The organism is Rhizobium sp. Root483D2 (assembly GCF_001426685.1).
Taxonomy (GTDB): domain Bacteria; phylum Pseudomonadota; class Alphaproteobacteria; order Rhizobiales; family Rhizobiaceae; genus Pararhizobium; species Pararhizobium qamdonense.
In genome coordinates this window covers 383642-407020 of the sequence record NZ_LMFB01000019.1, presented here as the reverse complement: position 1 = coordinate 407020, position 23379 = coordinate 383642, and the positions used below count along the sequence as shown (strand labels likewise).

Sequence of the window (23379 nt, the reverse complement as noted above, 5' to 3'; positions counted from 1 at the left end):
ACCGCCATGGCCGAGCATCACGATCAGCTGTCCGAATATAACCGCAAGCGCGACTTCTCAAAAACTGCGGAGCCGAAAGGCGCGGCAAAAACGGCCAAGGCTGGCAAGCTTTTCCTGGTGCAGAAGCACGATGCCACCCGGTTGCACTATGATTTCCGGCTGGAATGGAAAGGTGTTTTGAAAAGCTGGGCGGTGACGCGGGGGCCAAGCATCAACCCCGAAGACAAGCGGCTTGCCGTGCGCACCGAAGATCATCCCATGGCTTATGGCGATTTCGAGGGGACGATCCCGAAAAAGCAATATGGCGGCGGAACGGTGATGCTGTGGGATACCGGCTGGTGGGAGCCGGACAATGATCCCGACGAGGGCCTGAAGGAAGGCAAACTGAAATTCCACATCCACGGTCAGCGCATGCATGGTGGCTGGACGCTGGTGCGGATGAAGCCGCGCAATGGCGAAAAGCGCGAAAACTGGCTGCTGATAAAGGAGCATGACGAGGACACCGGCGAGGACGGCGAAAGCATTCTGACCGAAAACCTGACCAGCGTGAAAACCGGACGTTCGATGGAGGAGATCGCCTCCGGTGAGGGCGAAAAGAAGGCCCATATCTGGGAATCGGACAAAAGTGCCGCCGCAAACGTCAAGGCAGGCGCGATTGCCGAGGAAAAACCCGAGCCTCAAGGCGAGCGGAAACGCTCCGGCAAAGCGCCCGCCTTCGTCAAGCCGCAACTTGCAACCCTCACCGCCGACGCACCGGCCGGAGACGACTGGCTGAATGAAGCCAAGTTCGACGGCTACCGTCTGCTGGTCTCCATCGGCAAACAAGGCGTCACCTGCTTCACGCGCACGGGCCTCGACTGGACCGAAAAATTTCCGGACATTGCCAACGGTTTTGCGCAACTGGATTGCGACACGGCCTTGATCGATGGAGAAGCAGTCGCCGCCTCGCAGGAAGGCTCGAAATTCTCCGCCCTGCAGAAGGCGATCAAGATAGGAGGCGAAACCCGGTTTTATGGTTTTGACCTGCTGCACCTGAATGGCGAGGATTTGCGCAAGGCGCCGCTGATCGAACGCAAAGAGGCACTGAAAGCGCTTCTTGATACTCTGGGTACAAGCCGGGCGATCCAGTATAGCGAGCATGTGCGCGGCAATGGCGAAAAGGTTTTTCAGGCCATGTGCAAGGCGGGCCAGGAAGGCATCATCGCCAAGAGGGCCGATGCTCCCTACCGCGAAGGACGCGTGGGCAGCTGGCTGAAGATCAAATGCACGAAACGGCAGGAATTCGTCATCGGTGGCTATTCGCCGTCCGACAAACGCGGCCGCGCCTTCGCCTCGCTTCTGGTTGGCGCCTATGAAGGCGATAAGTTCGTCTATCAGGGCCGCGTCGGCACCGGCTTCGATGAAGATACCATGGCGGATCTCGCCAGCCGTTTCTCCAAGCTCAAGCGCAAGACGTCGCCCTTTGGTACAGTGCCGAACGAAATCGCCCGTGATGCGGTCTGGCTGACGCCGGATCTTGTCGCCGAGGTGGATTTCGCCGAATTTACCGATGACGGTCATATCCGTCATGGGGCCTTTCAGGGCCTGCGCGAGGACAAGGAGGCTTCTGCCGTGACGCCAGAGACGAAGAAACCAGCACCCCCGTCCAAGCCTGTGCAGACCCAAACCGAGGCGAAGACCGAGCCGGCAGCGGAGAAGAAGCGCCCCACGCGCAGGCAAAAGGATGCCGACGGCGATGTGCTCGGCATCCGCATCACCCATGCCGACCGGCTGCTGTTTTCCGATCCGGATATCACCAAGATCGACCTTGCGCGGTACTACGGCGTGATTGCCGATCGCATGTTGCCCTTCGCCGCCAATCATCCCGCCTCGATCCTGCGCTGCCCGCAGGGGCCGGATCATCAGTGTTTCTACCAGAAACATGCCGGCGACGGCTTTCCCGACGAGATCCATCAGGTCCCGATCGAGGAGTCGGACGGGGATATGGCCAATTATCTCTACGTCAATGACGCCAAAGGCCTGGTCGCCGCCGTGCAGATGGGCACGATCGAGCTGCATATCTGGGGATCGACCATCGACAAGCTCGACGCCGCCGACCGGCTCGTCTTCGACCTCGACCCCGATCCGAGCGTCACGTTCGAAACCGTGAAGCAGGCGGCGGTGTCGCTTAAAAGCGCGCTGGAAGAGATTCGCTTGAAGTCGGTGGCCATGGTTTCCGGCGGCAAGGGCATCCATGTCATCGTGCCGCTATCCCGCCGCGCCCCGTGGGCTGATGCCAAAGCCTTCGCCAAGGGCCTTTCAGCCAAGATCGCCGATAATGATCCCGATCACTACATTGCCACCATGTCGAAGGCCAAGCGCAAGGGCCGCATCTTCATCGACTGGCTGCGTAACGAGCGCGGTTCCACTGCGGTTGCCCCCTATTCGGTGCGCGCCCGCGCCAACGGCCCGGTCGCCACGCCCGTCAGCTGGGACGAACTGGACGAACTTGAAGCTGCGAACGGCTTTCACATCCCCGATATTCTGGAGCGACTGGAAAGCGGCAAAGACCCCTGGACAGAAGCCAAGGACTGGAAACAGAGCCTAACCAAGGCCATGCTGAAGGCTGTTGACGCCGACGGCTGACGTCAGCTTTCCCCAAGAAACCTCTTGCCGAGCGCCTCCGGCAACCGGCGCGGACGGCCCTGCCCGTTGATGACGGCGATGATCACCTTGGCTGCGATCAACAGCGTGCCCTCCCGGCGGATTTCCTGGGCGAGCACCATTTTGGCGCCTCCCGCCTTTTCTGTTGCCGTGGTGATCGTCAGGATATCGTCCATGCGCGCGGGCTGCTTGAAATCGATCTCCATCCGGTGGACGACGAAGACCAAGCCTTCGCTGTCTCCCTCGATTGCCAGAGTCGCCTGCTCGACACCCAGAAGCCTAAGGTAATCCGTGCGCGACCGCTCCATGAAATGCAGGTACCGGGCGTGATAGACGACGCCGGAAAAGTCGGTGTCCTCGTAATAGACACGCTGCAGCAACCGGTGTCCGGCATCCGTCAGCTCGCCGGAAAGTGCAATCAAAGTCATCCGCAGCCTCGCAAAATTATTCTTTTTTCTGTGCAGGAACCAAACGGGTTTTGCAAGCATTGCAGGTTTGTCACAATGTTCTCCTATCACCGGCGCATGATTTCGATCCCACAGGAGATTGGCGCATGAAAATTGCAGTCCTTGGCGGTGACGGCTTTGTCGGTTGGCCGACAGCCCTGCATTTGTCCGATGCCGGACATGACATCCACATTCTCGACAACCTGTCCCGCCGCTGGATCGATACCGAGCTTGGGGTCCAGTCGTTAACCCCCATGGACAGCATTCAGGAACGCACTCGCATCTGGCATGCGCAGACCGGAAGGCGTATTCATTTTCACCTGATCGATCTCGCCCGCGACTATGAGCTCTTGAAAAACTGGCTTGCGGAAAACCGCCCGGATGCCGTCATCCATTTCGCCGAGCAGCGGGCCGCACCCTATTCGATGAAGAGCGACCGTCACAAGAATTACACTGTCAACAACAACGTCAATGCCACCCATAACCTGTTGAACGCCATGGTCGAGATCGGCCTCGATGCGCATCTGGTCCATCTTGGTACCATGGGCGTCTATGGATATTCCACCGTTGGCGCGGCGATCCCGGAAGGCTATCTTCCGGTGGGCATCGAGACCGAAAGCGGGGAAACGGCTAAGCAGGATATCCTCTACCCCGCCAATCCCGGCTCGATCTACCACATGACCAAATGTCTCGATCAGCTGCTGTTCCAGTTCTACGCCAAAAATGACGCGTTGCGGATCACCGACCTGCACCAGGGCATCGTCTGGGGCACCCATACCGAACAGACCCGCCGCCATGAACAGCTGATCAACCGCTTCGATTATGACGGCGACTATGGCACCGTGCTCAATCGCTTCCTCATTCAGGCGGCGATCGGATATCCGCTGACCGTGCACGGTACCGGCGGCCAGACGCGCGCTTTCATTCACATCCAGGATTCGGTCCGTTGCATCGAGCTGGCGCTGAAAAACCCGCCGCAGCGCGGCGCCCGCGTCGAGATCTTTAACCAGATGACCGAAACACACCGGGTCCGCGATCTCGCCGAAATGATTGCCGGCCTTACCGGTTCCGAGATTGCCTGGCTGCCCAATCCGCGCAAGGAAGCGGCTGAAAACGATCTGGTCGTGCGCAACGAAAAATTCCGCCAGCTTGGCCACAACCCGATCACGCTGCAGGACGGCCTGCTTGCGGAAATCGTCGATGTCGGCAAGAAATACGCCTACCGCGTCGATCGCAGCCGTGTGCCGGCCGTATCCGCCTGGACCAAGGACATCGCCGCCAAGATCAATCATGATCCGGAAGGAAGAAGGCTGAAATCGGTTTCATGACGCAGCCAGGAACTGCTTCCAACGGCATCGCGCCTTCCGGCTCCGCCGGATCGCGGTACGCCTTCGTGACGCTGGTGACGAATGCGGATTATGCGATGGGCGCAACCGCACTTGCCCGTTCGATCAGACGAACCGGGACGCAAGCCGACATCGTCGTTCTGCACACGGGCGGCGTTCCAGAGCATGCGCTGGCGCCGCTCGCGCAATTCGGGTGCCGTTTCGCCGCAACCGAGTTGCTGCCACTCTCTGACGCCTTCAACGCGCGGCATGCCCGCAGGGCGCTGCACAGCGCAGCCCCTTTTACCAAGGGTCGCAAACCTGACTTTCATTCGCCACTCGACAATTTCTGCAAGCTGAGACTGTGGCAGCTGACCGAATACGAGCGCTGCATCTTCATCGATGCCGATGCGCTGGTCTTGAAAAACATCGACCGCTATTTCGGCTATCCGGAATTTTCAGCGGCACCCAACGTCTATGAAAGCCTTGCTGATTTTCACCGGCTGAATTCCGGGGTTTTCGTCGCAACACCCAGCCTTCAAACATTCGAAAACATGCTGGCAAAGCTCGACACACGCGATGCCTTCTGGCCACGCACCGACCAGACATTTTTACAGAATTTTTTCACAGATTGGCATGGCCTGCCTGTCACGATGAACATGCTGCAATATGTCTGGTTCAACATGCCGGCGCTCTGGGATTGGCCATCGATCGGCGTGCTGCATTACCAATATGAAAAACCCTGGGAAAAGGATCATTCCAAAGCCGAAAGACTGCGACCGCTGATCAATCTCTGGCATGCTTTCCTGACCGGCGACGCTATCCCGGAGATTGCCGCATTGCCAAACCCGGACGCGCCCAATCCGGACATATTAGGCCCGAAGTGACATCAGGAAGCTCATGACACGCGTTCTCGTTTCCGGCGGCACCGGCTATGCCGGCCGCTTCATTGTCGAGCACCTGCTGGCCAATGGCTATAAAGTCACCGTCGGCGGCCGCACCGCGCCGGAGCCTGGTTTCTTCTCAAAGGATGTCGCCTTCGTGCCCCTGCGGCTCGATCCCGATGCTGACCAGATCGAGGCGTTCGATCACGTCTATTATTTCGTCCATGCCGCCTTCGATCACCTTCCCGGACACTACCGGGGCGGTGAAGGCGACGATCCGCAAGAGTTCCGCCGCGCCAATCTCGACGGCACGGTGCGGCTTTTTGAGACTGCCCGCGATGCCGGCGTGCGCCGCTGCGTTTTCCTCTCCAGCCGCGCCGCCTACGGACCGCAACCACCCGGAACGGTTCTGAAAGAGGATATGCACGGCAAGCCAGACACGCTTTATGGCGAGCTCAAGCTGCAGGCCGAGCGCAGCCTCCTGTCCCTTTGCGGCCACGGCTTCGTTACCGCAAGCCTGCGCGCAACCGGCATCTATGGCCCCGCAGGCGCCGGACAGCGGCAGAAATGGGCGGGACTTTTCGAGGACTATCTTGCCGGCAAGCCTGTTCCGGTCCGGGCCAGCACCGAAGTCCACGGCGACGACGTCGCCCGCGCCGTGCGGCTGATGCTGGAAACAGACACCGTGCAGATCAACGGCGAAACCTTCAACGTCTCCGATCTCTCGACCGACACCCATGAAATCCTGTCCATCCTCCAGCACCTCACGCACTGTCCGCATCCTCTGCCGCCCACCGGCGACAAGGCGGCGTTAAATCCGATGGGCACCCGCAAGATTGAGGCACTGGGCTGGAAGCCGGGCGGCCTGGAGCTGCTTCGGGAAACGATAGGGCAGTTGGTTTAGCTCTGGTCTAGCCCAACAGATCCCAGCCCACGCCGTGATCTACCGGTCAGGATGACCGTCATCCCAGATGATATGGACCGGCGACGGCGGCAGGTCCCCGATCTGGTCGGCGATGAAATAGGGCGGAATATCGAGCGCCGTCAGCGCTGCTCTGGTCGCCTTAACCCACTTGAATTCAAGATCGCTCGTGCCATCCCGCAGGCGATGAACGATCTCGCTTCGATGAAAGGGAAAATGTTCCGGGATTTCCATTTCGTAGTAGAAACCGATCTCATGATAGTCCCGGTCCTCGTAGCGGAAGAAGTTTTCTACCGTCCAGAGCATGCGGCCAACGCGGACCTCGACGCCCAGTTCCTCGATCATCTCGCGCTTCAGCGTTTCCACCGATGTCTCGCCGATCTCCGCCCGCCCACCCGGGAACGTCCAGAAATCCTCGTGCACTGCCCGATGCACCAGAACATGACCATCGCGAAACCCAAGCTCGGCGATGCGGAAATTGAACCGCTTTCCCTGCGGCCCATCCATCCGGATCATCTTGCGTTTGGGCATGGACTATCCGAGTTCGACAATAACGATTTCCGGCGGGGAGCCGAAGCGGACTGGCATGATCGAGCAGCCGAGCCCGCCCGAAACGATCAGATTGCGGCCGTCTTCCACCACATGGCCGTAGGCGTAACGGTTGCGGAAGCGCGATGGTACGACAGGCGAATAGCCGAACAGACGGATCTGCCCGCCATGCGTGTGCCCCGACAGAGTCACGGCCACCCTGTCCGGCACCTCTGGAAAAACATCCGGCTCATGCGCCATCAGGATAACCGGCGCCTCGTCTGTGACCTGCGCCAAGGTTCCCGGCAGATCGTCAAGGCCGATGCGCGGTCCGATCTGATCGGCAAGGCCCGCCAGCCAAAACCCTTGGCCATCCTTTTCAAAACGGGTCGCCCGGTTCTCGTAGACAGGCACGTTGATCGAGGCCAGCGCCTTATGCACGATCGTCGGCCCCGCGCCCGCGATCATCGCATCGGGGTCGTCGATCCAATCATGGTTGCCCATCACCGCGTGAACGCCAAGAGGCGCTGCAAGGCGGGCAAGCTCGTCCGCCCATTCGTTCGACGTGACCCGGTGACCTCCCATCCGCATTCCCGACAGAAAATCGCCCAACAGGAGGATCATGTCGCCATTCAGCGCATTCGCCTGCGCACAGATATCGCCGATCCGGCGGGGAGACATAAACGGTCTGCAGGCATGGATATCAGCCAGGATCACCAGCCGCAGCTTCAGCCCGGCCGGCCAATTCTCCGGCATCAGATGGTAGCGAACGATGCGCGGCCGGCCCACAGGTTCTATCCCCACGGCATAGGCACCGGACGCCACGCCCGACAACAACAGCGCGCCGAGCGTTCGGACAAAGCCGCGCCGCGTCAACACTCAATCACCCTCTTGGAACAGACGGAACTGGGTGGCTTCCAGATCCTTCGGCACCTGCAGTCCAAGGTGTTTCCAGGCGTTTGCAGTTAAAATGCGCCCGCGCGGCGTGCGCTGGATGAAACCCTGCTGGATCATATAGGGCTCGATAATATCCTCGATCGCATCGCGCGGCTCCGATAGCCCTGCGGCAATCGTCTCGATCCCGACCGGGCCGCCGCCGAAATTGAGCGCGATCATCGTGAGGTAGCGCTTGTCGAGCTGATCAAGGCCCATATTATCCACCAGAAGCCGCGTCAGCGCCTCATCGGCAATCTGCTTGGTGACGGCTTCGGCCTTTGCCACCTCCGCGAAATCCCGCACCCGGCGTAAAAGCCGCCCGGCAATCCGCGGCGTGCCGCGCGCACGGCGGGCAATTTCGCGCGCGCCGTCATCGGTGATGCCAAGCCCCATCAACCGGGCGCCACGGCGAACGATCGATTCCAGTTCCTCCACCGTATAAAAATTCAGCCGCACCGGAATGCCGAAGCGATCACGCAACGGCGTCGTCAAAAGCCCGAGCCGTGTGGTGGCCGCAACCAGCGTGAATTTCGACAGGTCAATCTTTACGGACCGCGCTGCCGGTCCTTCGCCGATGATCAGATCCAGCTGGAAATCCTCCATAGCCGGATAGAGAATTTCTTCCACGGCCGGGTTCAACCGGTGGATTTCATCGATGAACAGCACGTCGCGGTCTTCGAGATTGGTCAAAAGTGCCGCAAGATCCCCGGCCTTGGCGATCACCGGGCCGGATGTCGACCGGAAATTGACACCGAGTTCCTTGGCCATGATCTGCGCAAGCGTGGTCTTGCCCAGGCCGGGCGGACCAACGAACAGCACATGATCCAGCGCCTCGCCCCGGTTCTTTGCCGCCTCGATGAACACTTTCAGATTGGCACGCGCCTCCGCCTGACCAGTAAACTCGTCCAGCGATTGCGGCCGCAATGTCGTATCGAGGTCCTCGCCGCGCTTTTCCGGTGTGATCAAACGTGCGGCATCGGTCATGCGAGAAGTTCCATTCCGGGTATTTTCCCTGCGGCCTTTTTGTCAAAGGTCTTGATAGACACACAGCCCACGTCGAGCGATCGGCAGGCAATCAAAGCATCTGCAAAATCCGCATTGCTACTCTCTACCAGCCTCAGAGCCTGAACGACCATGCTGTGATGCTCTACAGCCAAACCACGTGTGTGTAAAAGCTTGCCAATCGCAGTTGCAACATCCGCTTTCTGAAAGCCGTATTGCGATCTTAGAGCCCAATCCAGCTCCAGCAAACTGATCAAAGATAAGAACGCCGAGTGTTCACGGCCAAGCCCGGCGCCGAAGATCAAAGCGGCACGTCGCTGGGCTGGATCATCATCCAAAATGAGGCGCAGAACGACATTCGTATCAAGACCATAGGTCTTCATGCTGCAACATCCGGCGCCGCGTCACCCTTCAAGTCCGTTACACTTGCGCCCGCAGCCTTAAGGACTGCCTGGTCGATTTCGTCCAGCGTGGCGTGCCCGTTTGGCGCCTTGCCCAGAAGCCCTGCCAAATCATTGAAATTGACATTCTTCGGCGTGACGACAATCTGCCCATCGATCAAGCTGTAAATCAACTGATCCCCAGGCCGCAGATCCAGGACCTCCCGCATTTCCTTTGGGATAGTCACTTGGCCCTTGGCAGAAATAATCAATTCCCACTGCATCGACACATCCTTCGGAAGAACTGGAATTTAGCCGACACTAACAGATTTGTCGGAATTTTCAAAATTCCTCCGCGTTACCGCGCCAGTTCCTTCAACCCCAAGCGTATCAGCTTCGCACTATCCAGCCCCTCGCCGCCATTCTTCAACGCCGCCACGACCGCATTGGCAGCCTGGTCGCGCGAGTAGCCGAGATTGCTGAGCGCCGACACCGCATCCGACACCGGCGCAGAGGCGACGCCTTCACCCAATTCCTGTTTCAATCCGATATTGGCGCCCGCCTCACCTGCAAAGGCCGGTGCCTTGTTTTTGAGTTCGGTGACGATGCGCACGGCAACCTTGGGGCCAACTCCCGGTGCGCGCGAGACGGCTGTCTTGTCCTGCAATGCGATGGCATTGGCCAGTTCGCCCGGCGTCAACACGGAGAGAACGGCAAGCGCCACCTTGGAGCCAACACCCTGCACGCTCTGCAGCAACCGGAACCATTCCCGCTCCAGCGCCGACAGAAAGCCGAACAGCCGCAACTGGTCTTCGCGGACATAGGTTTCGATGAACAGCACGACGGCCTCACCGGACGACCCGATCTTCGACAGTGTCCTTGACGAGCAATGGGCGACATAGCCGACCCCGTGCACATCCACCACGACATGGTCGTCACCGATCTCGTCGATCGTTCCCTTGAGCTTGCCGATCATGGCGCGAAATCTTTCATAGGTCTGGCCTTCATAGGTCTGGCCGTCATGGGTGAGTTTCCGGCGTGATCAGTTCGACGGAGGGGAAATAAGCCCGATAGCCTTTTGGATCCCGTGTCAAAATGCTATGCCCGCGAATAGCCGCATGCGCGCCGATGAGAAAATCCGGCAGCACACGCTCACGCCCGCCGCCGGCTGACCTGTAACGGCGAAACGCTACGCCTGCTGCAAAAGCGGCACTCCACGGCAGGTTTTCGCGAATATAATCCGCCTCGGGCAAGAGATAATCTACATCCTCCATGCGCTCGTAGCGGACGGAGAATTCCGAATAAATCACCGGGTTGATCACGACGGATCCCCGTTTTGCAGCTGCAAAAACCTGCGTCTTAGACCAGATGTGCCAGTTCGGATCCCGAACAGCAATGTCAACCAGGACATTCGTATCGACAATGGTCGCCATCAGATTACCGGTCCCGCGTCATTTTCATGAGCTCGGCCGCATCGATTTCCTGATCTCCCGTCCCCTCGAGAACTTGCAAGGACTTTAGGAACCGCTCCAAGCGTAACCGTTCTTCAAGCTCCTGCTTTCCGTCTTTCGGAACGATTGTAAGCTTGCCGCCCTCCATTGCGAAAATGACCTCGCTGTTGGGCGCGATACCAGCCAGTTCCCTCAAATCACGCGGTATGGTTACCTGCCCTTTTGATGTGACACGCATTGTCCAATCTCCTTTAAGTAAGAAATATCCTTACCAAAAGAACAAGTCAAGAACAAACTACCCCGCCAGTGCCGCCATGCGCATCCGGGCACCGCCGCGATTATGCGCGTGGCAGATCGCGATCGCCAAGGCGTCGGCGGCGTCATTGCCTTTGAATTCGGCCTTTGGCATCAGGATCTTCAGCATCATATGAATCTGCTGCTTTTCGCCATGGCCAACGCCGATCACCGCTTTTTTCACCGCATTCGGTGCATATTCGGCCACTTGCAGACCGGCTCGGGAGGGAACCAGCATGGCGATGCCGCGTGCCTGACCGAGCTTTAGCGTTGCCACCGCGTCCTTGTTGACAAAGGTCTGCTCGACGGCGGCCTCGTCAGGCTTGTGCGTGTGGATGACATCGACCAGACCGTCGTGCAACTGACAAAGCCGCGAGGCCAGGTCCATATCGCCATCCGAAGTGACGGTGCCGGACGCGACGAAGCGCAGGGAGTTGCCGAGCGTATCGATGATGCCCCAGCCGGTGCGGCGCAGGCCTGGATCGATGCCGATGATACGAATCGTGTTGTGCATGGTCGGAAGCTTAATACTCATGCGGGGACGCTGCCAGCAAAATGTGAACAAACCAAAAACATCCGTTATGATTTGACGTCGCCGGTTCAATCACGTTTCATTGCCAGGCTTGGATTTACGGAATTCGATCTTACATAGGCTTCTATCAGTTCCATTCATCGAAGGCTTTTCCCATGGTGCCCTTTTCGATCCTCGACCTTTCCCCAATCACGCAAGGGTCGACCACCTCCCAAGCCCTGCAGAATTCCCGCCGCCTGGCGCAGGAAGCCGAAGCCTGCGGCTACAAGCGTTTCTGGCTGGCTGAGCATCACGGCATGAAGGGGATCGCCAGCGCTGCGACCGCGATCGTCATTTCGCATGTGGCGGCCGGCACCAAGACAATTCGTGTCGGCTCCGGCGGCATCATGCTGCCCAACCATTCGCCGCTGGTGATCGCCGAACAGTTCGGAACGCTTGCAGCGCTCTATCCCGGCCGCGTCGATCTCGGCCTTGGCCGCGCGCCGGGAACCGATATGCGCACAGCATCTGCACTTCGCCGCAACATGGAGGCGAGCGCCAACAATTTCCCCAATGATGTCGTTGAGTTGCAGGCCTTGCTCGGCCCCATCAAGGACGGACAGGACCTGATTGCAGTGCCCGGCGCCGACAGCAATGTGCCGATCTGGCTGCTCGGCTCCAGCCATTTCAGCGCCCATCTCGCCGGCATGCTCGGACTGCCCTTCGCCTTTGCCTCGCATTTCGCCCCGGACATGCTGTTGTCGGCACTGGAAATCTACCGCGAGCGTTTCGAGCCGTCGCAATATCTCGATCAACCCTATGCCATGGTCGGCATCATGGGCGTCGCTGCCGATACGGATAAAGAGGCCAGTCACCTCTTCACCTCGATGCAGCAATCCTTCGTCGCTCTACGGCGCAATGCCCGCGGCCAGTTTCCGCCGCCGGTGGAAACGATGGATGGCCTGTGGAGTGACAACGAACAGATCTTCGTGGATCACGCCATGACCTATGCGGTCGTCGGCGGGCCGGAGACCATCAAGACGAAGCTCGACCGGTTTATCGACCAGACGGATGCCGACGAGGTGATCGTTTCCATGCCTATTTTCGACATGGATGCCCGGCTGAAATCAGTGCGTTTGTTTGCGGATGCCCAGCAACGGCTGGCCAATGCGGCATAAAAAATAACCCCGGAAGACATTCCGGGGTCGCTATCACCTTAGTCTGAGATCAGGCCGAAACCTTGAAATCGAAATGCTTGCGCACCGTTTCAAGGATTTCCCAGGTGCCCTTGAAATCCGCCTCGACGACAAAGGCATCGCCCGCAGAAACCGTAACGGGCGTGCCGCCATCCGGCGTGATGATGATCTTGCCGGCGATCATGTGCACGAATTCATAGGCCGTGTAGGTGGCGTGATAGGTGCCGGGCGTTGCTTCCCAATAACCTGAGACCATCGAGCCATCCGAAGACGTGTGCAGCGCCCAGGTCTTCATCGACGGCGTGCCGGACACGACAACCCAGCCATCCAATGTTGCCGGATCGCCGTCGGCGGGCGCGGGTGCCGCAAGTTTCGTCACTGTCTGCATATCAACATCCTCTCGAAAAGAGGCGAGCTTAGAGCGCTTCTGCCGGAACTGGCTGGCCAATTCCGACAGGCGATGACGCTGACCGGGGCAATTTAAGCCGAAAGCTTGGCCATCACTTCGTCGGACACTTCGAAGTTGGTGTAGACGTTCTGCACGTCGTCATCATCTTCAAGCGTGTCGATCAGTTTCATCAGCGACTGGGCGCGCTCTTCATCGACAGGCACAGTATTCTGGGCCTTCCAGATCGCCTTGACGGTATCGGCTTCGCCAAGCGTTGCTTCCAGCGCCTTGGAGACATCGCCGATATCCTCAAAGCCGCAGATGATGAAGTGACCATCCTCGTCAGTCGTCACGTCCTCGGCACCGGCTTCGATTGCCGCTTCCATCACCGTGTCGGCATCGCCGGCCGACAGCTTGTAGGAAATTTCGCCGACGCGATCGAACGAGAAAGAGACAGAGCCGGTTTCACCCAGCGCGCCGCCGGCCTTGGTAAAGGTCGAGCGGACATTCGACGCCGTGCGGTTGCGGTTGTCGGTCAGGGCCTCGACAATGACGGCGACGCCGCCCGGGCCATACCCTTCATAGCGGACTTCTTCATAGTTCTCGCCGTCGGCACCAGAGCCCTTCTTGATGGCGCGCTCGATATTGTCCTTCGGCATCGACTGTGCCTTGGCGTTCTGGATCGCCAGGCGCAGGCGCGCGTTCATGGTCGGGTCGGGCAGGCCGCCCTTGACCGCAACGGTGATTTCACGTGCAAGCTTGGAGAACATTTTCGACCGCACGGCATCCTGACGGCCCTTGCGGTGCATGATGTTTTTAAACTGTGAATGGCCGGCCATGGCGCCCTCTTCTCATGCTAGTCATGTTTGGAATTGGGCGCCTTATAGTTTCATTGGCGCTTTGCGTCCAGAAGGGCCGGCTTTTTTTCAGTTGGCGGCCAGCCGCTTGCGGCTGAGAAAGAACGAATGGCCATCGTTTCGTTCGCAGGACAGGCCGGTCCGCGTCGAAAGACACGAAAAAGGTCCGGCGGACCAGGTCTGACCATAGTCGAGCACCTGGCCCGCTGAACAGCAGCTCGGGTCCCCGACATCATGGGCAAGACGGGCAGCGCCCTTGCGGGATAAACTGGCACGGACATAACGCGGCTCGACGCGGTCGCAGGCAAGCTCCGGCCCGCCATCCGCAGGCTGATAGACATCAGTGCCGCCTTCGGGCGTATAGATGCAGCCAATATTGCCGGACGGCAGCACGAATTCTTCCTGGCGGCCGACTGTTTTCGTCTCTGGTACGGTGACCGGCGTCTTGCCGCCTTCTGCAGCAGGAAGCCGCGGCGGCGGAGCACCTTGTGCCAGAACCGTAGATATCATCGAGAAAACGGCAAGAAGGCAGGCAACGAGACATTTCATTCCAGGAATCCCAAAGACTATAAGCCTTGCAGGATATAAATCAGCGGCTTCTTTGGCAAGGAACGCATCGACACGGTGACGCTCGCCTGCGTGGCAAAGCTTTTGTCGAAACCATCGCCGAACATCTGCAGGAAACGGGTGACCGGAGGCCCACGCTGGTGCATGGGCAGGATCAGCGAGGACCGCAGCCGCGACACGACCCGGCTCATGCTGTCGGCACCCATCGTCAGCCCGCCATCCACCGGCACCATCAGCACATCGAGACGGCCGATCTCGGCATAATCCGTGTCGTCAAGTTCATGATGCAGATGGCCGAGATGACCGATGCACAGACCTGCGACCTCGAAGATGAAGATCGAATTGCCGTCCGGCTCCATCACCGTGCCGCCCGAGCGGATATCCGTCGTCACATTGCGGATATAGGCATCACCGGCAATGGCGTCGTGATCTGCCGGTTGCCCGTTATCGCCCCAGCCATGCAACACCTGCTTGATCGCCGGATCCGGCGTCAGCGTATAGTGGTTGGGATTAGCCTTGTTCATGGTGACGACATCGGGCAGCTTCGGCGTTGCCAACCAGCCGCTATAATCGGTGGCGATCGACACTCCCCCTGGCGTATCGATGAGAAACGTCGAATGCCCGACATAGGTAATCGTCACCTGTTCATTGGCGGCCGCCTGGACGCCAAAAGCGGCTGGCGGCTTAAAACTGGCAAAAGTGACATCGGGAAGAGACTGGGCGATCGCCTGGCATTGGCTGACCGGCGGGCGGGCGCTCTGCGCATGCGCAGGCATCGGCCATAGGGCGTGCAGAAGAACGATGGCTGCAAAGGCAAGCAGGATCAGTCGCGGCATCATGCACCTCTTCAAGCCAAGGTTGGCATGGCTTGAGAGGATAAACAGGCAAGACGCAACGTCCAGCCCGGATCGCCGGACCGCCACTCACGATTGCGTCATCGCAGCCGAAAGTTTTGATCAGATTTTTGCCTGTTTCAAGATCTCATTGACGCGCGCCTGCCAGCCCTTGCCCGTCGCCTTGAACTTGGCAATGACATCCGGATCGAGCCGCAGCGACACCTGCTGCTTGCGCGCTTCAACGACAGGGCGGCCGCGCGAACGGCGGATGCTTTCGGCAAATTCGGGGAAAACCTCTGCGAAAGGGCGCGCACGCAACAGTTCTTCCTCGGTCGCTTCCGGATTATCCGGATCGCTGGCGATCTGTCTTTGAATTTCTGCCTCTTCTTCATCCGTCAGCGGCGGGATGTGCGGCTTGTGAACGTTCATGAGCCAACCTTTCCTTTCGGCTTGCCAGCCGATGCGAGATGATCGAAATGCCCTGCGTACCAAGTGTTATAAAAACAACGGCGATAACGCCGGACCGCATGACGCCGATGGCCATCAATCTCCCCTTCTTGACCGGAACGATCGTGGCACTTGCAAAAAAATCTGGCGTCAGGTCTACAAAATCAAACCCATGCTTCTCTAAATTCAGTCTTCTCTTATTCTCATCATAGACGATTTTCATAATTTTTGTATCACATTTATTGACCGTGACATTATGAAAGCGGCTTGGAAAACGCTACCCCCAGAATGCCGGGATCGTTTCGGCAAGCCGGGGTCCAATTCTCAGCGGCGCGATATTCTCGGCCAGACCGGTGCGGTCGGAAATTTCGACGCCGACGCCGCAAAGGGTGGCCGGACCGGAGGCGGCCTCGAAACGGCCCTTCGGCATCTTGGAGATGAAGCGGTTCAGCGGCTCTTCCTTTTCCATGCCGAGCGACGAATCGTAATCGCCGCACATGCCGGCGTCCGACATATAGGCCGTGCCGCCATTGAGGATCTGCGCGTCGGCGGTCGGTACATGCGTGTGCGTTCCGACGACGAAGCTGGCGCGGCCATCGACGAAATGGCCGAAACACTGTTTTTCGCTCGTCGCTTCCGCATGGAAGTCGAAGATGATCGCGTCAGCCTGTTCCTTCAGCGGGCAGGCGGCCAGAATGCTTTCCGCCGCCTTGAAGGGGTCGTCGAGTTCCGGATGCATGAAGACGCGGCCCATGACATTGGCGACAAGCACGCGGGCGCCGTTGCGGGCGAAAAAGAGATTGGAGCCGCGCCCCGGCGTGCCGGCCGGATAATTGGCGGGCCGCAGAAACTGGTCGTGCCGCTGGCAAAAGGACACGGCTTCTTTCTGGTCCCAGACATGGTTGCCGGTGGTCACCACATCGGCACCGGCATTGATGGTCTCCAGAAATATATCTTCGGTGATGCCGAAACCGCCGGCGGCATTCTCGCCGTTGACAACGACGAAATCGAGTTTCAGGTCGCTGATCAGGCCGGGAAGTTTCTCCCAGACCGCCGTCCGGCCAGTCTTGCCAACCATGTCACCCAGAAACAGAAGTCTCATATTCGCTTATTCCTAGCCCGAAGTTCCGGAGCCCGCTTTCGGTCAGCAGGGCATCCAGCGCCACATCATGCGGCTCTGCCGGCACTGATGCCACTTCCTGGCAGTCAAATGCAATCCCGATCAACCTTGGCGTACGGCCTTTCAGGCGCAAACGCTCGATGGCGCGGTCGTAATATCCCGCTCCATAGCCGATCCTGTGGCCCGTCCTGTCGAAGGCAGACAGGGGTACCAGCATGATATCCGGATCGAGAACCGGCGCATCCTCAGCCGGCCCGGTGGTGCCGAACCCCGTCTCGACGATAGGCGCGTCCGGCACCAGTTCGCGAAAGACGATCGTCTGCCTGTCGATGATGGCAGGAAGGCAAAGCCGGGCGCCGCGTTCTTCCAGCCGCGCCATCAGCGGCCGGATATCAACCTCGGAGCGGATCGGCCAGAAGCCGGAAATCACCTGACCCGGCAAAAATTCGATCGCATCACCGGCATGGTCGAGCATTTTCAGGCTTGCCGCGATGCGCGCCTTAGGCGCCATCGAATCGCGCACCGCCAGGCGTTCCAGACGCAGCGCAGCTTTCAGTTCCCTCGGTGTCATCGCCGTGCTCTCCCGGTCTGCCAATGTTCCTATCTAGTCCATCAACAGGTGCCAGGGAAACTGCGCAACCGGCATTTACTGCCGCATTTTGCCCCACAACCGCGCAGTTTTCCCAAACTGGCACGATGTTAGAGGTCTGTTCATCATGCAAGCCGGTTCCACTTTCGCCTCCCGTTTTCGACGTGCAAGAGAGGGCGGCAATCAACATCAGACAGACAGTTCGGTGCCCGCTTCCGGCGATGCGGGGAACTGTTCAGCTTTTAGACGGAGCCGGATATGTCCATGAAGGACAAGATGCTGCAGGAACTCGATCCCTTGGAATTGCGCTGCCTGTCTCTGGCCGCGCGCGGGCGCACCCGGGACGATATCAGCCGGGAAACCGATATCTGCCGCAAGAAAATCGAACAGGCCTTCGCGTCTGCGATGGAGAAACTGCAGGCAGGCAATGTCGCAGAGGCGATTTTCCGCGCAGCCCGGATGGATCTGATCTCATAACATCCAGAAGCGGTGCCGCCCGGCACCATCAGCCGCATCACGGCCCGCATCCGCTCCATCCAAGCCGATATCATCGAACAGATGCGCGTTTTTGCGTGCCGATATCTCGATGAAGGCCTGCCGAGCCAAGCGCCTTTGCCGCCATCGTGCAAGCATGTTCCAAATCCCTCTGCTCAATCTGGCGGACCACCGCCGTCTTCTGTAATCGTGCTTCATGACCAGACGCTCCCGCGTGCTCCCATGGAGTATCGGACGTCGATTGACATCAATCCAACGAATTGCGAACATGCCTGCCATTAGAAAATATGATGGCGGGTGCGATGTTTCCTCCTCTCGAAAGCGATCTCCTGCGCACCTTCGTTGCCGTGGCCGAAAGCGGCAATTTCACCAAAGCGGGGGAGACGGTCGGCCGGACGCAATCGGCTGTCAGCATGCAGATCAAGAAGCTTGAGGATATTCTGGGCGAGAGCCTGTTCGAGCGCGGGTCGCGCGGCGTGAACATGACAGGCCACGGCATCAGGCTGCTGGACAATGCCCGGCGCATCGTCACGATGCTGGACGACACGGCCGCTTCGATCCGGCTTCCGGCACTCGATGGCTCCGTCAGGATCGGCATTTCGGAGGAATATATCAACTCGACCTTGCCGAAAGCGCTGGGCGCCTTCGCCGCCGTTCATCCGGGCGTCGAGGTGACCGTGCAGCAGGGCGTCTCGATGTCCAATCTTGCAGCGCTTGATGCCGGTGAAATCGATATCGCTGTGGTCTTCGAGCCGGGCGGCCCGACGCGCAATGAGGTGCTGATGGTCGATCCGACCGTCTGGGTGACCTCAGACCACCATGGCGCGCATATGCGCCAACCTCTGCCGATCGCCACCTATACCTATCTGAAAAACGGATGGTGCGACGAACTGGCGCTTCGCAGCCTGACAAAACGCGGCATCGAAAGCCGCGTCGCCTATATCAGCCGCACCAGCAGCGGCCTGATCGCCGCCGTCACCTCGGGCCTTTCCATCGCCCCCCTCACCCGCTCCAGCATCCCCGCCGGCTGCCGCGAACTGACGGCCGCCGATGGCTACGATGTCATCGACTTTTCAAACGTCGTGATGAAGACCAGACCGCGCGGCAACAAACGGATCGTCGAAAGCATGTCCCACGCCATCCGCGAGGCCTTCCGGCCGGCAGCGCAGGGATAAAATTTCTGAGAAGAAAAAAGGTGCGATCCACACGACCGATGGACTTTTTACGATCCTGGGTGCCTACAAACGTAGGTGGGCGCCATGTGACCTAGCCCACGGGCCAGGTCAGGGACAGCTCCCTTTGGATCGAGTATGGCCCCAGGGATTGTGGTGTCCTGTCGGGAGGCGCAGACCGCAACGTCAATATAGAGTGCATTCGAGGCTTGCGCCAGTGGCACGCGCTGAACTTGTTGAAATTCAGTGCGGCGCAGGCGTGGCCTTGCCGCTGAGCTTGGCGGCGATCTCGTGGATCTGGGTTGTCACTTCCGCAAGCGCCGTGGCGAGCACATCCTCGTTCTTCTGCTGGTCCGAGAGCGTGGCGACGCGGCCCTGTTTCAGCGCGTCGGTCTCCGCTTGGATATTTTTCAGCTTGCGGTTCACTTCGCTGAGTTCATCCATCACCATGATGCCGGCCATCACAGTCAGGCGCAGATCGCCGATCTCGCCGAACTGGGTCTTCAGGTGGCTGACATATTGATCGAAGCGGGTGGCCAGTTCGGTCAGATGATCTTCCTGGCCCTCCTCGCATGCCATGCGATAGGCCTTGCCGTCGATCATCACCGTTACTTGCGCCATACGTCACCTGACCCGCAGGCGGACCACGCCTTAGCGGTCCAGCACTGCCCTTATCGTTTCCATGGCCGTCACCAGACGGCGCGAGACTTCGCGGTTGACTTCCTCAAGCCGGTTGGCCCGGAATTGCGACTGGTCGAGTTCCTGGGCGAGCCGTGAGCGGTCGGTGTTGACACGCCGCACCTCGCCTTCAATCTCGCCAAGGTCGCGCTCCCGGTCGAACCGTCCATCAATGGCATTCTCGAGGCTGCTCACTGCGCTGCGCAGCTCGTCGATCGCCGCCTTGACTGTCTTTCCTGCCGCCATCACGCTTTCCTGATACGCACCAGGCCGCGTCGAATCGCCGCCCGGAGCCTGTATTTCAAGCCAATCACACTAATAAACCCATTCGGCAAGTCTCCACAACGCCAACGGCTTGCAAGGACTGCGTAACCTGTGGATCACGAATTTTAAATCGATTAGTATCAGTGAACCCCGTTTGCGCGGAGCGAACGGGAAACACGCGCAAAAAGTGCCTTCAAGCCCGGCCAAAAAGCCCGTATTTGTTGACTCCGTCGAAGCAGGTGCTATGTGTCACCCGCTTCTCATACGGTCTTTGGAGGATAGAGACCGTCCCCTGTCCACCGAACTCAAGCGGAACAGACAATGATCTCTCGCGAAAATCACGACCGGATGGCAAATGCAATCCGATTCCTCTCCATGGATGCCGTCGAAAAGGCCAATTCCGGCCATCCCGGCCTGCCCATGGGCGCTGCCGACGTGGCAACGGTGCTATTCTCCCGTTACCTGAAATTCGATCCGAAGGCGCCGCTCTGGGCAGACCGCGATCGTTTCGTCCTGTCGGCCGGCCATGGCTCGATGCTGCTCTACTCGCTGCTCTATCTGACGGGCTACGAGGACATGACCATCGAGGACATCAAGCAGTTCCGCCAGCTCGGCTCCAAGACCGCCGGCCATCCGGAATTCGGTCATGCCTCGGGCATCGAAACCACCACCGGCCCGCTCGGCCAGGGCATTGCCAATGCCGTCGGCATGGCGATCGCCGAGCGCAAGCTGGAAGAGGAGTTCGGCAGCGACCTGCAGAACCACCACACCTATGTATTGTGCGGCGACGGCTGCCTGATGGAGGGCATCAGCCACGAAGCCATCGCGCTCGCCGGCCATCTCAAGCTGAGCAAGCTGGTACTGTTCTGGGACGATAACAACATCACCATCGACGGTGCCGTCTCCCTGTCGGACTCGACCGACCAGATCGCCCGCTTCCAGGCCGTGCACTGGAACACGATCCGCGTTGATGGCCATGACCCTGACCAGATCGCCGCCGCGATCGAGGAAGCCCACAAGTCCGACCGCCCGACCTTCATCGCCTGCAAGACGGTGATCGGTTTCGGCGCTCCCAACAAGCAAGGCACCCACAAGGTCCATGGCTCGCCGCTGGGCGCTGAGGAAATTGCAGCCACCCGCAAGGCCCTGAACTGGGAATCAGAAGCCTTCACCGTCCCGGCAGACGTTCTCGACGCCTGGCGCACCGCCGGTGGCCGCTCGGCTGACGCACACAAGGCCTGGGACGGCCGCCTGGCTGCGACTGAAGCGACGAAGAAGTCCGAGTTCACCCGCCGCTTTGCCGGAACCCTTCCGGGCGATCTCGATGCCGCCATCGACAGCTACAAGAAGAAGCTGGCCGATACTCCGCCGACGGTTGCCACCCGCAAGGCGTCCGAAGACGCGCTCGAAGTCATCAACGGCATCGTGCCGGAAATGCTCGGCGGCTCGGCCGACCTGACGCCGTCCAACAACACCAAGACCAGCCAGATGAAGTCGATCACCCCGACCGATTTCTCCGGCCGTTACATGCACTGGGGCATCCGCGAACACGGCATGGCCGCCGCCATGAACGGGATTTCGCTGCACGGCGGCCTGATCCCCTATTCCGGCGGCTTCATGATCTTCTCGGACTATTGCCGTCCGTCGATCCGTCTGGCTGCTCTTATGGGCATCCGCGTCATCCACGTTCTGACGCATGATTCCATCGGCGTCGGCGAAGATGGCCCGACGCATGAGCCGGTCGAGCACATGGCAGCCTTGCGTGCTATCCCCAATCTCCTGATGTTCCGCCCGGCAGACGCTGTCGAAACAGCCGAATGCTGGCAGCAGGCGCTGAAGGAACAGCACCGTCCGTCCGGGCTGGCGCTGACCCGCCAGAATCTCGCGCCGTCGCGCCTCACATACTCGGCCGAAAACCTCTCGGCCAAGGGTGCCTATGAGCTGATCGCCGCTGACAATGCCAAGGTCTCGATCTTTGCATCCGGCTCGGAAGTCGAACTGGCCGTCAAGGCGGCTGGCGAACTCAACGGCAAGGGCATTGCGACCCGCGTCGTTTCGGTTCCCTGCTTCGAACTGTTCCAGGAACAGCCGGACGATTACCGCAAGGCCGTCATCGGCGATGCGCCGGTCAAGATCGCCGCAGAAGCCGCAGTCCGCCAGGGCTGGGATTACTTCATCGGCAATGATGGCGATTTCGTCGGCATGCACTCGTTCGGCGCTTCCGGCCCGGCCAAGGACCTGTTCAAGCATTTCGGCATCACATCGGACGCCATCGTTGCGGCGGCCGAAAAGAAGCTGGCCTGATTTTCCCCTTCGGAGCGCGTTCCCAACGCGCTCCGTTTTTCCACATCGACACCTTAAGACAGGGAGAGACCTGAAATGACTGTAAAAGTTGCCATCAACGGCTTTGGCCGCATCGGCCGCAACGTCCTTCGCGCCATCGTCGAATCCGGCCGCACCGACATTGAAGTCGTTGCCATCAACGATCTCGGCCCTGTCGAGACCAATGCCCATCTGCTGCGCTACGATTCGATCCACGGCAAGTTCCCGGCCACGGTTCAGGTCGAAGGCGACACGATCATCGTCGCCGGCGGCAAGCCGATCAAGGTGACCGCGATCAAGGATCCGGCAACCCTGCCGCATGCCGCCATGGGCGTTGATATCGCTCTGGAATGCACCGGCATCTTCACGTCGCGCGACAAGGCTGCCCTGCACCTGCAGGCCGGTGCCAAGCGCGTCATCGTTTCGGCGCCTGCTGACGGTGCCGATCTCACCGTCGTCTTCGGCGTCAACCACACCGAGCTGACCAAGGAACACCTAGTCATCTCCAACGCATCCTGCACGACCAACTGCCTGGTTCCGGTCGTCAAGACCCTGGACGACGTCGTCGGCATCGATCATGGCTTCATGACCACGATCCATTCCTACACCGGCGACCAGCCGACGCTCGACACGATGCACAAGGACCTGTACCGCGCCCGCGCTGCCGCTTTGTCGATGATCCCGACCTCGACCGGCGCTGCCAAGGCCGTCGGCCTCGTGCTGCCGCACCTCAAGGGCAAGCTTGACGGCACCTCGATCCGCGTTCCGACCCCGAACGTTTCCGTCGTCGACTTCAAATTCGTCGCCAAGCGCGACACGACAGTTGCCGAAATCAACGGTGCGATCAAGGCAGCCTCCGACGGCGCGCTGAAGGGCATCCTCGGCTATACCGACGAGCCGCTGGTCTCGCGCGACTTCAACCATGACAGCCATTCCTCGATCTTCGCCAACGACCAGACCAAGGTTCTGGAAGGCAAGTTCGTCCGCATCCTGTCCTGGTACGACAATGAATGGGGCTTCTCCAACCGCATGGCCGACACGGCCGTTGCAATGGCAAAGCTGATCTAAAGCGGCGTACCCGGCCGTGCCTGCATGGCCAGCCATGCTTGGCAAAGGCCGGGTAAAA

At 59.6% G+C, this 23379-nt stretch carries 29 protein-coding genes and 1 other RNA gene; 9 read left to right on the top strand and 21 right to left on the bottom strand.

Annotated elements, in window-relative coordinates:
* The first annotated feature begins 6 nt into the window (after positions 1-6).
* Entirely contained in the window at positions 7-2625 is a 2619-nt protein-coding gene (ligD, locus tag ASD32_RS18150) for a DNA ligase D (RefSeq protein WP_060639417.1), read from the top strand.
* 2 nt (positions 2626-2627) lie between these two features.
* Here the strand turns inward: ligD and ybgC are convergent, their stop codons facing one another.
* Positions 2628-3071, bottom strand: coding sequence for a tol-pal system-associated acyl-CoA thioesterase (gene ybgC, locus ASD32_RS18145; protein ID WP_060639585.1), 444 nt, complete (start codon positions 3069-3071; stop codon positions 2628-2630).
* A gap of 125 nt (positions 3072-3196) precedes the next feature.
* Between ybgC and ASD32_RS18140 the strand changes: the two genes are divergently transcribed.
* From ASD32_RS18140 to ASD32_RS18130, 3 genes are read left to right on the top strand one after another with little or no spacing between them, the layout of a single operon-like run.
* A complete protein-coding gene (locus ASD32_RS18140) occupies positions 3197-4417 on the top strand; it encodes an NAD-dependent epimerase/dehydratase family protein (RefSeq protein WP_060639416.1) in 1221 nt (406 codons plus the stop codon).
* A complete protein-coding gene (locus ASD32_RS18135; protein WP_060639415.1) occupies positions 4414-5301 on the top strand; it encodes a glycosyltransferase in 888 nt (295 codons plus the stop codon). Before ASD32_RS18140 ends, ASD32_RS18135 begins: the two co-directional genes overlap by 4 nt.
* Before the next feature lie 13 nt (positions 5302-5314).
* Positions 5315-6202 (top strand): NAD(P)-dependent oxidoreductase, encoded by an 888-nt coding sequence (locus tag ASD32_RS18130; protein WP_060639414.1) that lies wholly within the window; start codon positions 5315-5317, stop codon positions 6200-6202.
* A gap of 39 nt (positions 6203-6241) precedes the next feature.
* On the opposite strand, the gene ASD32_RS18125 is transcribed toward ASD32_RS18130, so the two are convergent.
* From ASD32_RS18125 to ruvC, 9 genes are all read right to left on the bottom strand, one after another.
* Entirely contained in the window at positions 6242-6751 is a 510-nt protein-coding gene (locus ASD32_RS18125; RefSeq protein WP_060639413.1) for an NUDIX hydrolase, read from the bottom strand.
* Between the two features lie 3 nt (positions 6752-6754).
* Positions 6755-7627 (bottom strand): metallophosphoesterase, encoded by an 873-nt coding sequence (locus ASD32_RS18120; protein WP_060639412.1) that lies wholly within the window; start codon positions 7625-7627, stop codon positions 6755-6757.
* Entirely contained in the window at positions 7628-8668 is a 1041-nt protein-coding gene (ruvB, locus tag ASD32_RS18115) for a Holliday junction branch migration DNA helicase RuvB (protein WP_060639411.1), read from the bottom strand.
* Positions 8665-9069, bottom strand: coding sequence for a type II toxin-antitoxin system VapC family toxin (locus ASD32_RS18110; RefSeq protein WP_060639410.1), 405 nt, complete (start codon positions 9067-9069; stop codon positions 8665-8667). Before ASD32_RS18110 ends, ruvB begins: the two co-directional genes overlap by 4 nt.
* Positions 9066-9350, bottom strand: a complete 285-nt coding sequence (locus ASD32_RS18105) for an AbrB/MazE/SpoVT family DNA-binding domain-containing protein (RefSeq protein ID WP_060639409.1) — start codon at positions 9348-9350, stop codon at positions 9066-9068. Before ASD32_RS18105 ends, ASD32_RS18110 begins: the two co-directional genes overlap by 4 nt.
* 74 nt (positions 9351-9424) lie before the next feature.
* Positions 9425-10042, bottom strand: coding sequence for a Holliday junction branch migration protein RuvA (ruvA, locus tag ASD32_RS18100; RefSeq protein ID WP_060639408.1), 618 nt, complete (start codon positions 10040-10042; stop codon positions 9425-9427).
* A gap of 43 nt (positions 10043-10085) precedes the next feature.
* Complete coding sequence (locus tag ASD32_RS18095) at positions 10086-10499, bottom strand: type II toxin-antitoxin system VapC family toxin (RefSeq protein ID WP_060639407.1); 414 nt, start codon at positions 10497-10499, stop codon at positions 10086-10088.
* A gap of 4 nt (positions 10500-10503) precedes the next feature.
* On the bottom strand, positions 10504-10755 hold the full coding sequence (locus ASD32_RS18090; protein ID WP_060639406.1) for an AbrB/MazE/SpoVT family DNA-binding domain-containing protein: 252 nt from the start codon (positions 10753-10755) through the stop codon (positions 10504-10506).
* A 57-nt stretch (positions 10756-10812) separates the two neighbouring features.
* Complete coding sequence (gene ruvC / locus ASD32_RS18085; protein WP_060639584.1) at positions 10813-11325, bottom strand: crossover junction endodeoxyribonuclease RuvC; 513 nt, start codon at positions 11323-11325, stop codon at positions 10813-10815.
* Positions 11326-11498: 173 nt separating this feature from the next.
* Here ruvC and ASD32_RS18080 point away from each other — a divergent pair, with 173 nt between their 5' ends.
* On the top strand, positions 11499-12500 hold the full coding sequence (locus ASD32_RS18080) for an LLM class flavin-dependent oxidoreductase (protein WP_060639405.1): 1002 nt from the start codon (positions 11499-11501) through the stop codon (positions 12498-12500).
* A gap of 49 nt (positions 12501-12549) precedes the next feature.
* On the opposite strand, the gene ASD32_RS18075 is transcribed toward ASD32_RS18080, so the two are convergent.
* The 8 genes from ASD32_RS18075 to ASD32_RS18045 form a co-directional block, all read right to left on the bottom strand.
* Positions 12550-12906, bottom strand: coding sequence for a cupin domain-containing protein (locus tag ASD32_RS18075; protein ID WP_060639404.1), 357 nt, complete (start codon positions 12904-12906; stop codon positions 12550-12552).
* Positions 12907-12998: 92 nt separating this feature from the next.
* On the bottom strand, positions 12999-13745 hold the full coding sequence (locus ASD32_RS18070; protein ID WP_037099910.1) for a YebC/PmpR family DNA-binding transcriptional regulator: 747 nt from the start codon (positions 13743-13745) through the stop codon (positions 12999-13001).
* 87 nt (positions 13746-13832) lie between these two features.
* Positions 13833-14312 carry a hypothetical protein gene (locus tag ASD32_RS18065; RefSeq protein ID WP_156383223.1) on the bottom strand — a complete coding sequence of 160 codons (480 nt, stop codon included), beginning with the start codon at positions 14310-14312 and terminating at the stop codon, positions 13833-13835.
* A 17-nt stretch (positions 14313-14329) separates the two neighbouring features.
* On the bottom strand, positions 14330-15169 hold the full coding sequence (locus tag ASD32_RS18060) for an MBL fold metallo-hydrolase (RefSeq protein WP_060639403.1): 840 nt from the start codon (positions 15167-15169) through the stop codon (positions 14330-14332).
* Positions 15170-15286: 117 nt separating this feature from the next.
* The gene (locus tag ASD32_RS18055; RefSeq protein WP_060639402.1) at positions 15287-15595 is read right to left on the bottom strand and encodes a BrnA antitoxin family protein; all 309 of its coding nucleotides are present in this window, start codon (positions 15593-15595) and stop codon (positions 15287-15289) included.
* Complete coding sequence (locus ASD32_RS29040) at positions 15555-15836, bottom strand: BrnT family toxin (protein ID WP_082546810.1); 282 nt, start codon at positions 15834-15836, stop codon at positions 15555-15557. Before ASD32_RS29040 ends, ASD32_RS18055 begins: the two co-directional genes overlap by 41 nt.
* Before the next feature lie 54 nt (positions 15837-15890).
* The gene (locus ASD32_RS18050; protein ID WP_060639401.1) at positions 15891-16715 is read right to left on the bottom strand and encodes a TIGR00282 family metallophosphoesterase; all 825 of its coding nucleotides are present in this window, start codon (positions 16713-16715) and stop codon (positions 15891-15893) included.
* Entirely contained in the window at positions 16693-17304 is a 612-nt protein-coding gene (locus tag ASD32_RS18045) for a 5-formyltetrahydrofolate cyclo-ligase (RefSeq protein ID WP_060639400.1), read from the bottom strand. The genes ASD32_RS18050 and ASD32_RS18045 overlap by 23 nt, the downstream gene beginning before the upstream one ends.
* A 282-nt stretch (positions 17305-17586) precedes the next feature.
* Here ASD32_RS18045 and ASD32_RS18040 point away from each other — a divergent pair, with 282 nt between their 5' ends.
* Both ASD32_RS18040 and ASD32_RS18035 read left to right on the top strand, forming a co-directional pair.
* Complete coding sequence (locus ASD32_RS18040) at positions 17587-17799, top strand: LuxR C-terminal-related transcriptional regulator (protein ID WP_060639582.1); 213 nt, start codon at positions 17587-17589, stop codon at positions 17797-17799.
* A gap of 320 nt (positions 17800-18119) precedes the next feature.
* On the top strand, positions 18120-18992 hold the full coding sequence (locus ASD32_RS18035; RefSeq protein ID WP_082546826.1) for a LysR family transcriptional regulator: 873 nt from the start codon (positions 18120-18122) through the stop codon (positions 18990-18992).
* A gap of 20 nt (positions 18993-19012) precedes the next feature.
* Here the strand turns inward: ASD32_RS18035 and ssrS are convergent.
* From ssrS to ASD32_RS18020, 3 genes are all read right to left on the bottom strand, one after another.
* Positions 19013-19172, bottom strand: a non-coding RNA gene (ssrS, locus tag ASD32_RS18030) — 6S RNA.
* A gap of 60 nt (positions 19173-19232) precedes the next feature.
* Positions 19233-19610, bottom strand: coding sequence for a cell division protein ZapA (locus tag ASD32_RS18025; protein WP_060639398.1), 378 nt, complete (start codon positions 19608-19610; stop codon positions 19233-19235).
* A 30-nt stretch (positions 19611-19640) separates the two neighbouring features.
* A complete protein-coding gene (locus ASD32_RS18020; RefSeq protein ID WP_060639397.1) occupies positions 19641-19913 on the bottom strand; it encodes a DUF4164 domain-containing protein in 273 nt (90 codons plus the stop codon).
* Positions 19914-20252: 339 nt separating this feature from the next.
* Between ASD32_RS18020 and tkt the strand changes: the two genes are divergently transcribed.
* The gene (gene tkt, locus ASD32_RS18015; RefSeq protein ID WP_060639396.1) at positions 20253-22235 is read left to right on the top strand and encodes a transketolase; all 1983 of its coding nucleotides are present in this window, start codon (positions 20253-20255) and stop codon (positions 22233-22235) included.
* Positions 22236-22310: 75 nt separating this feature from the next.
* Complete coding sequence (gap, locus tag ASD32_RS18010) at positions 22311-23321, top strand: type I glyceraldehyde-3-phosphate dehydrogenase (protein ID WP_060639395.1); 1011 nt, start codon at positions 22311-22313, stop codon at positions 23319-23321.
* Positions 23322-23379 lie beyond the last annotated feature (58 nt).

Excerpts from the sequence above, each read along its gene's own strand:
- ligD (WP_060639417.1), top strand. The coding sequence starts at position 7 with ATGGCCGAGCATCACGATCAGCTGTCCGAATATAACCGCAAGCGCGAC.
- ASD32_RS18090 (WP_060639406.1), bottom strand. The coding sequence starts at position 10,755 with ATGCGTGTCACATCAAAAGGGCAGGTAACCATACCGCGTGATTTGAGG.
- ASD32_RS18025 (WP_060639398.1), bottom strand. The coding sequence starts at position 19,610 with ATGGCGCAAGTAACGGTGATGATCGACGGCAAGGCCTATCGCATGGCA.
- ASD32_RS18020 (WP_060639397.1), bottom strand. The coding sequence starts at position 19,913 with ATGGCGGCAGGAAAGACAGTCAAGGCGGCGATCGACGAGCTGCGCAGC.
- ASD32_RS18065 (WP_156383223.1), bottom strand. The coding sequence starts at position 14,312 with ATGAAATGTCTCGTTGCCTGCCTTCTTGCCGTTTTCTCGATGATATCT.
- ruvB (WP_060639411.1), bottom strand. The coding sequence starts at position 8,668 with ATGACCGATGCCGCACGTTTGATCACACCGGAAAAGCGCGGCGAGGAC.
- ybgC (WP_060639585.1), bottom strand. The coding sequence starts at position 3,071 with ATGACTTTGATTGCACTTTCCGGCGAGCTGACGGATGCCGGACACCGG.
- ASD32_RS18060 (WP_060639403.1), bottom strand. The coding sequence starts at position 15,169 with ATGATGCCGCGACTGATCCTGCTTGCCTTTGCAGCCATCGTTCTTCTG.
- ASD32_RS18125 (WP_060639413.1), bottom strand. The coding sequence starts at position 6,751 with ATGCCCAAACGCAAGATGATCCGGATGGATGGGCCGCAGGGAAAGCGG.
- ASD32_RS18070 (WP_037099910.1), bottom strand. The coding sequence starts at position 13,745 with ATGGCCGGCCATTCACAGTTTAAAAACATCATGCACCGCAAGGGCCGT.
- ASD32_RS18080 (WP_060639405.1), top strand. The coding sequence starts at position 11,499 with ATGGTGCCCTTTTCGATCCTCGACCTTTCCCCAATCACGCAAGGGTCG.
- ruvA (WP_060639408.1), bottom strand. The coding sequence starts at position 10,042 with ATGATCGGCAAGCTCAAGGGAACGATCGACGAGATCGGTGACGACCAT.
- tkt (WP_060639396.1), top strand. The coding sequence starts at position 20,253 with ATGATCTCTCGCGAAAATCACGACCGGATGGCAAATGCAATCCGATTC.
- gap (WP_060639395.1), top strand. The coding sequence starts at position 22,311 with ATGACTGTAAAAGTTGCCATCAACGGCTTTGGCCGCATCGGCCGCAAC.
- ruvC (WP_060639584.1), bottom strand. The coding sequence starts at position 11,325 with ATGCACAACACGATTCGTATCATCGGCATCGATCCAGGCCTGCGCCGC.
- ASD32_RS18075 (WP_060639404.1), bottom strand. The coding sequence starts at position 12,906 with ATGCAGACAGTGACGAAACTTGCGGCACCCGCGCCCGCCGACGGCGAT.
- ASD32_RS18050 (WP_060639401.1), bottom strand. The coding sequence starts at position 16,715 with ATGAGACTTCTGTTTCTGGGTGACATGGTTGGCAAGACTGGCCGGACG.
- ASD32_RS18135 (WP_060639415.1), top strand. The coding sequence starts at position 4,414 with ATGACGCAGCCAGGAACTGCTTCCAACGGCATCGCGCCTTCCGGCTCC.
- ASD32_RS18130 (WP_060639414.1), top strand. The coding sequence starts at position 5,315 with ATGACACGCGTTCTCGTTTCCGGCGGCACCGGCTATGCCGGCCGCTTC.
- ASD32_RS29040 (WP_082546810.1), bottom strand. The coding sequence starts at position 15,836 with ATGAAAATCGTCTATGATGAGAATAAGAGAAGACTGAATTTAGAGAAG.
- ASD32_RS18105 (WP_060639409.1), bottom strand. The coding sequence starts at position 9,350 with ATGCAGTGGGAATTGATTATTTCTGCCAAGGGCCAAGTGACTATCCCA.
- ASD32_RS18035 (WP_082546826.1), top strand. The coding sequence starts at position 18,120 with ATGTTTCCTCCTCTCGAAAGCGATCTCCTGCGCACCTTCGTTGCCGTG.
- ASD32_RS18110 (WP_060639410.1), bottom strand. The coding sequence starts at position 9,069 with ATGAAGACCTATGGTCTTGATACGAATGTCGTTCTGCGCCTCATTTTG.
- ASD32_RS18095 (WP_060639407.1), bottom strand. The coding sequence starts at position 10,499 with ATGGCGACCATTGTCGATACGAATGTCCTGGTTGACATTGCTGTTCGG.
- ASD32_RS18055 (WP_060639402.1), bottom strand. The coding sequence starts at position 15,595 with ATGAACGTTCACAAGCCGCACATCCCGCCGCTGACGGATGAAGAAGAG.
- ASD32_RS18040 (WP_060639582.1), top strand. The coding sequence starts at position 17,587 with ATGAAGGACAAGATGCTGCAGGAACTCGATCCCTTGGAATTGCGCTGC.
- ASD32_RS18140 (WP_060639416.1), top strand. The coding sequence starts at position 3,197 with ATGAAAATTGCAGTCCTTGGCGGTGACGGCTTTGTCGGTTGGCCGACA.
- ASD32_RS18045 (WP_060639400.1), bottom strand. The coding sequence starts at position 17,304 with ATGACACCGAGGGAACTGAAAGCTGCGCTGCGTCTGGAACGCCTGGCG.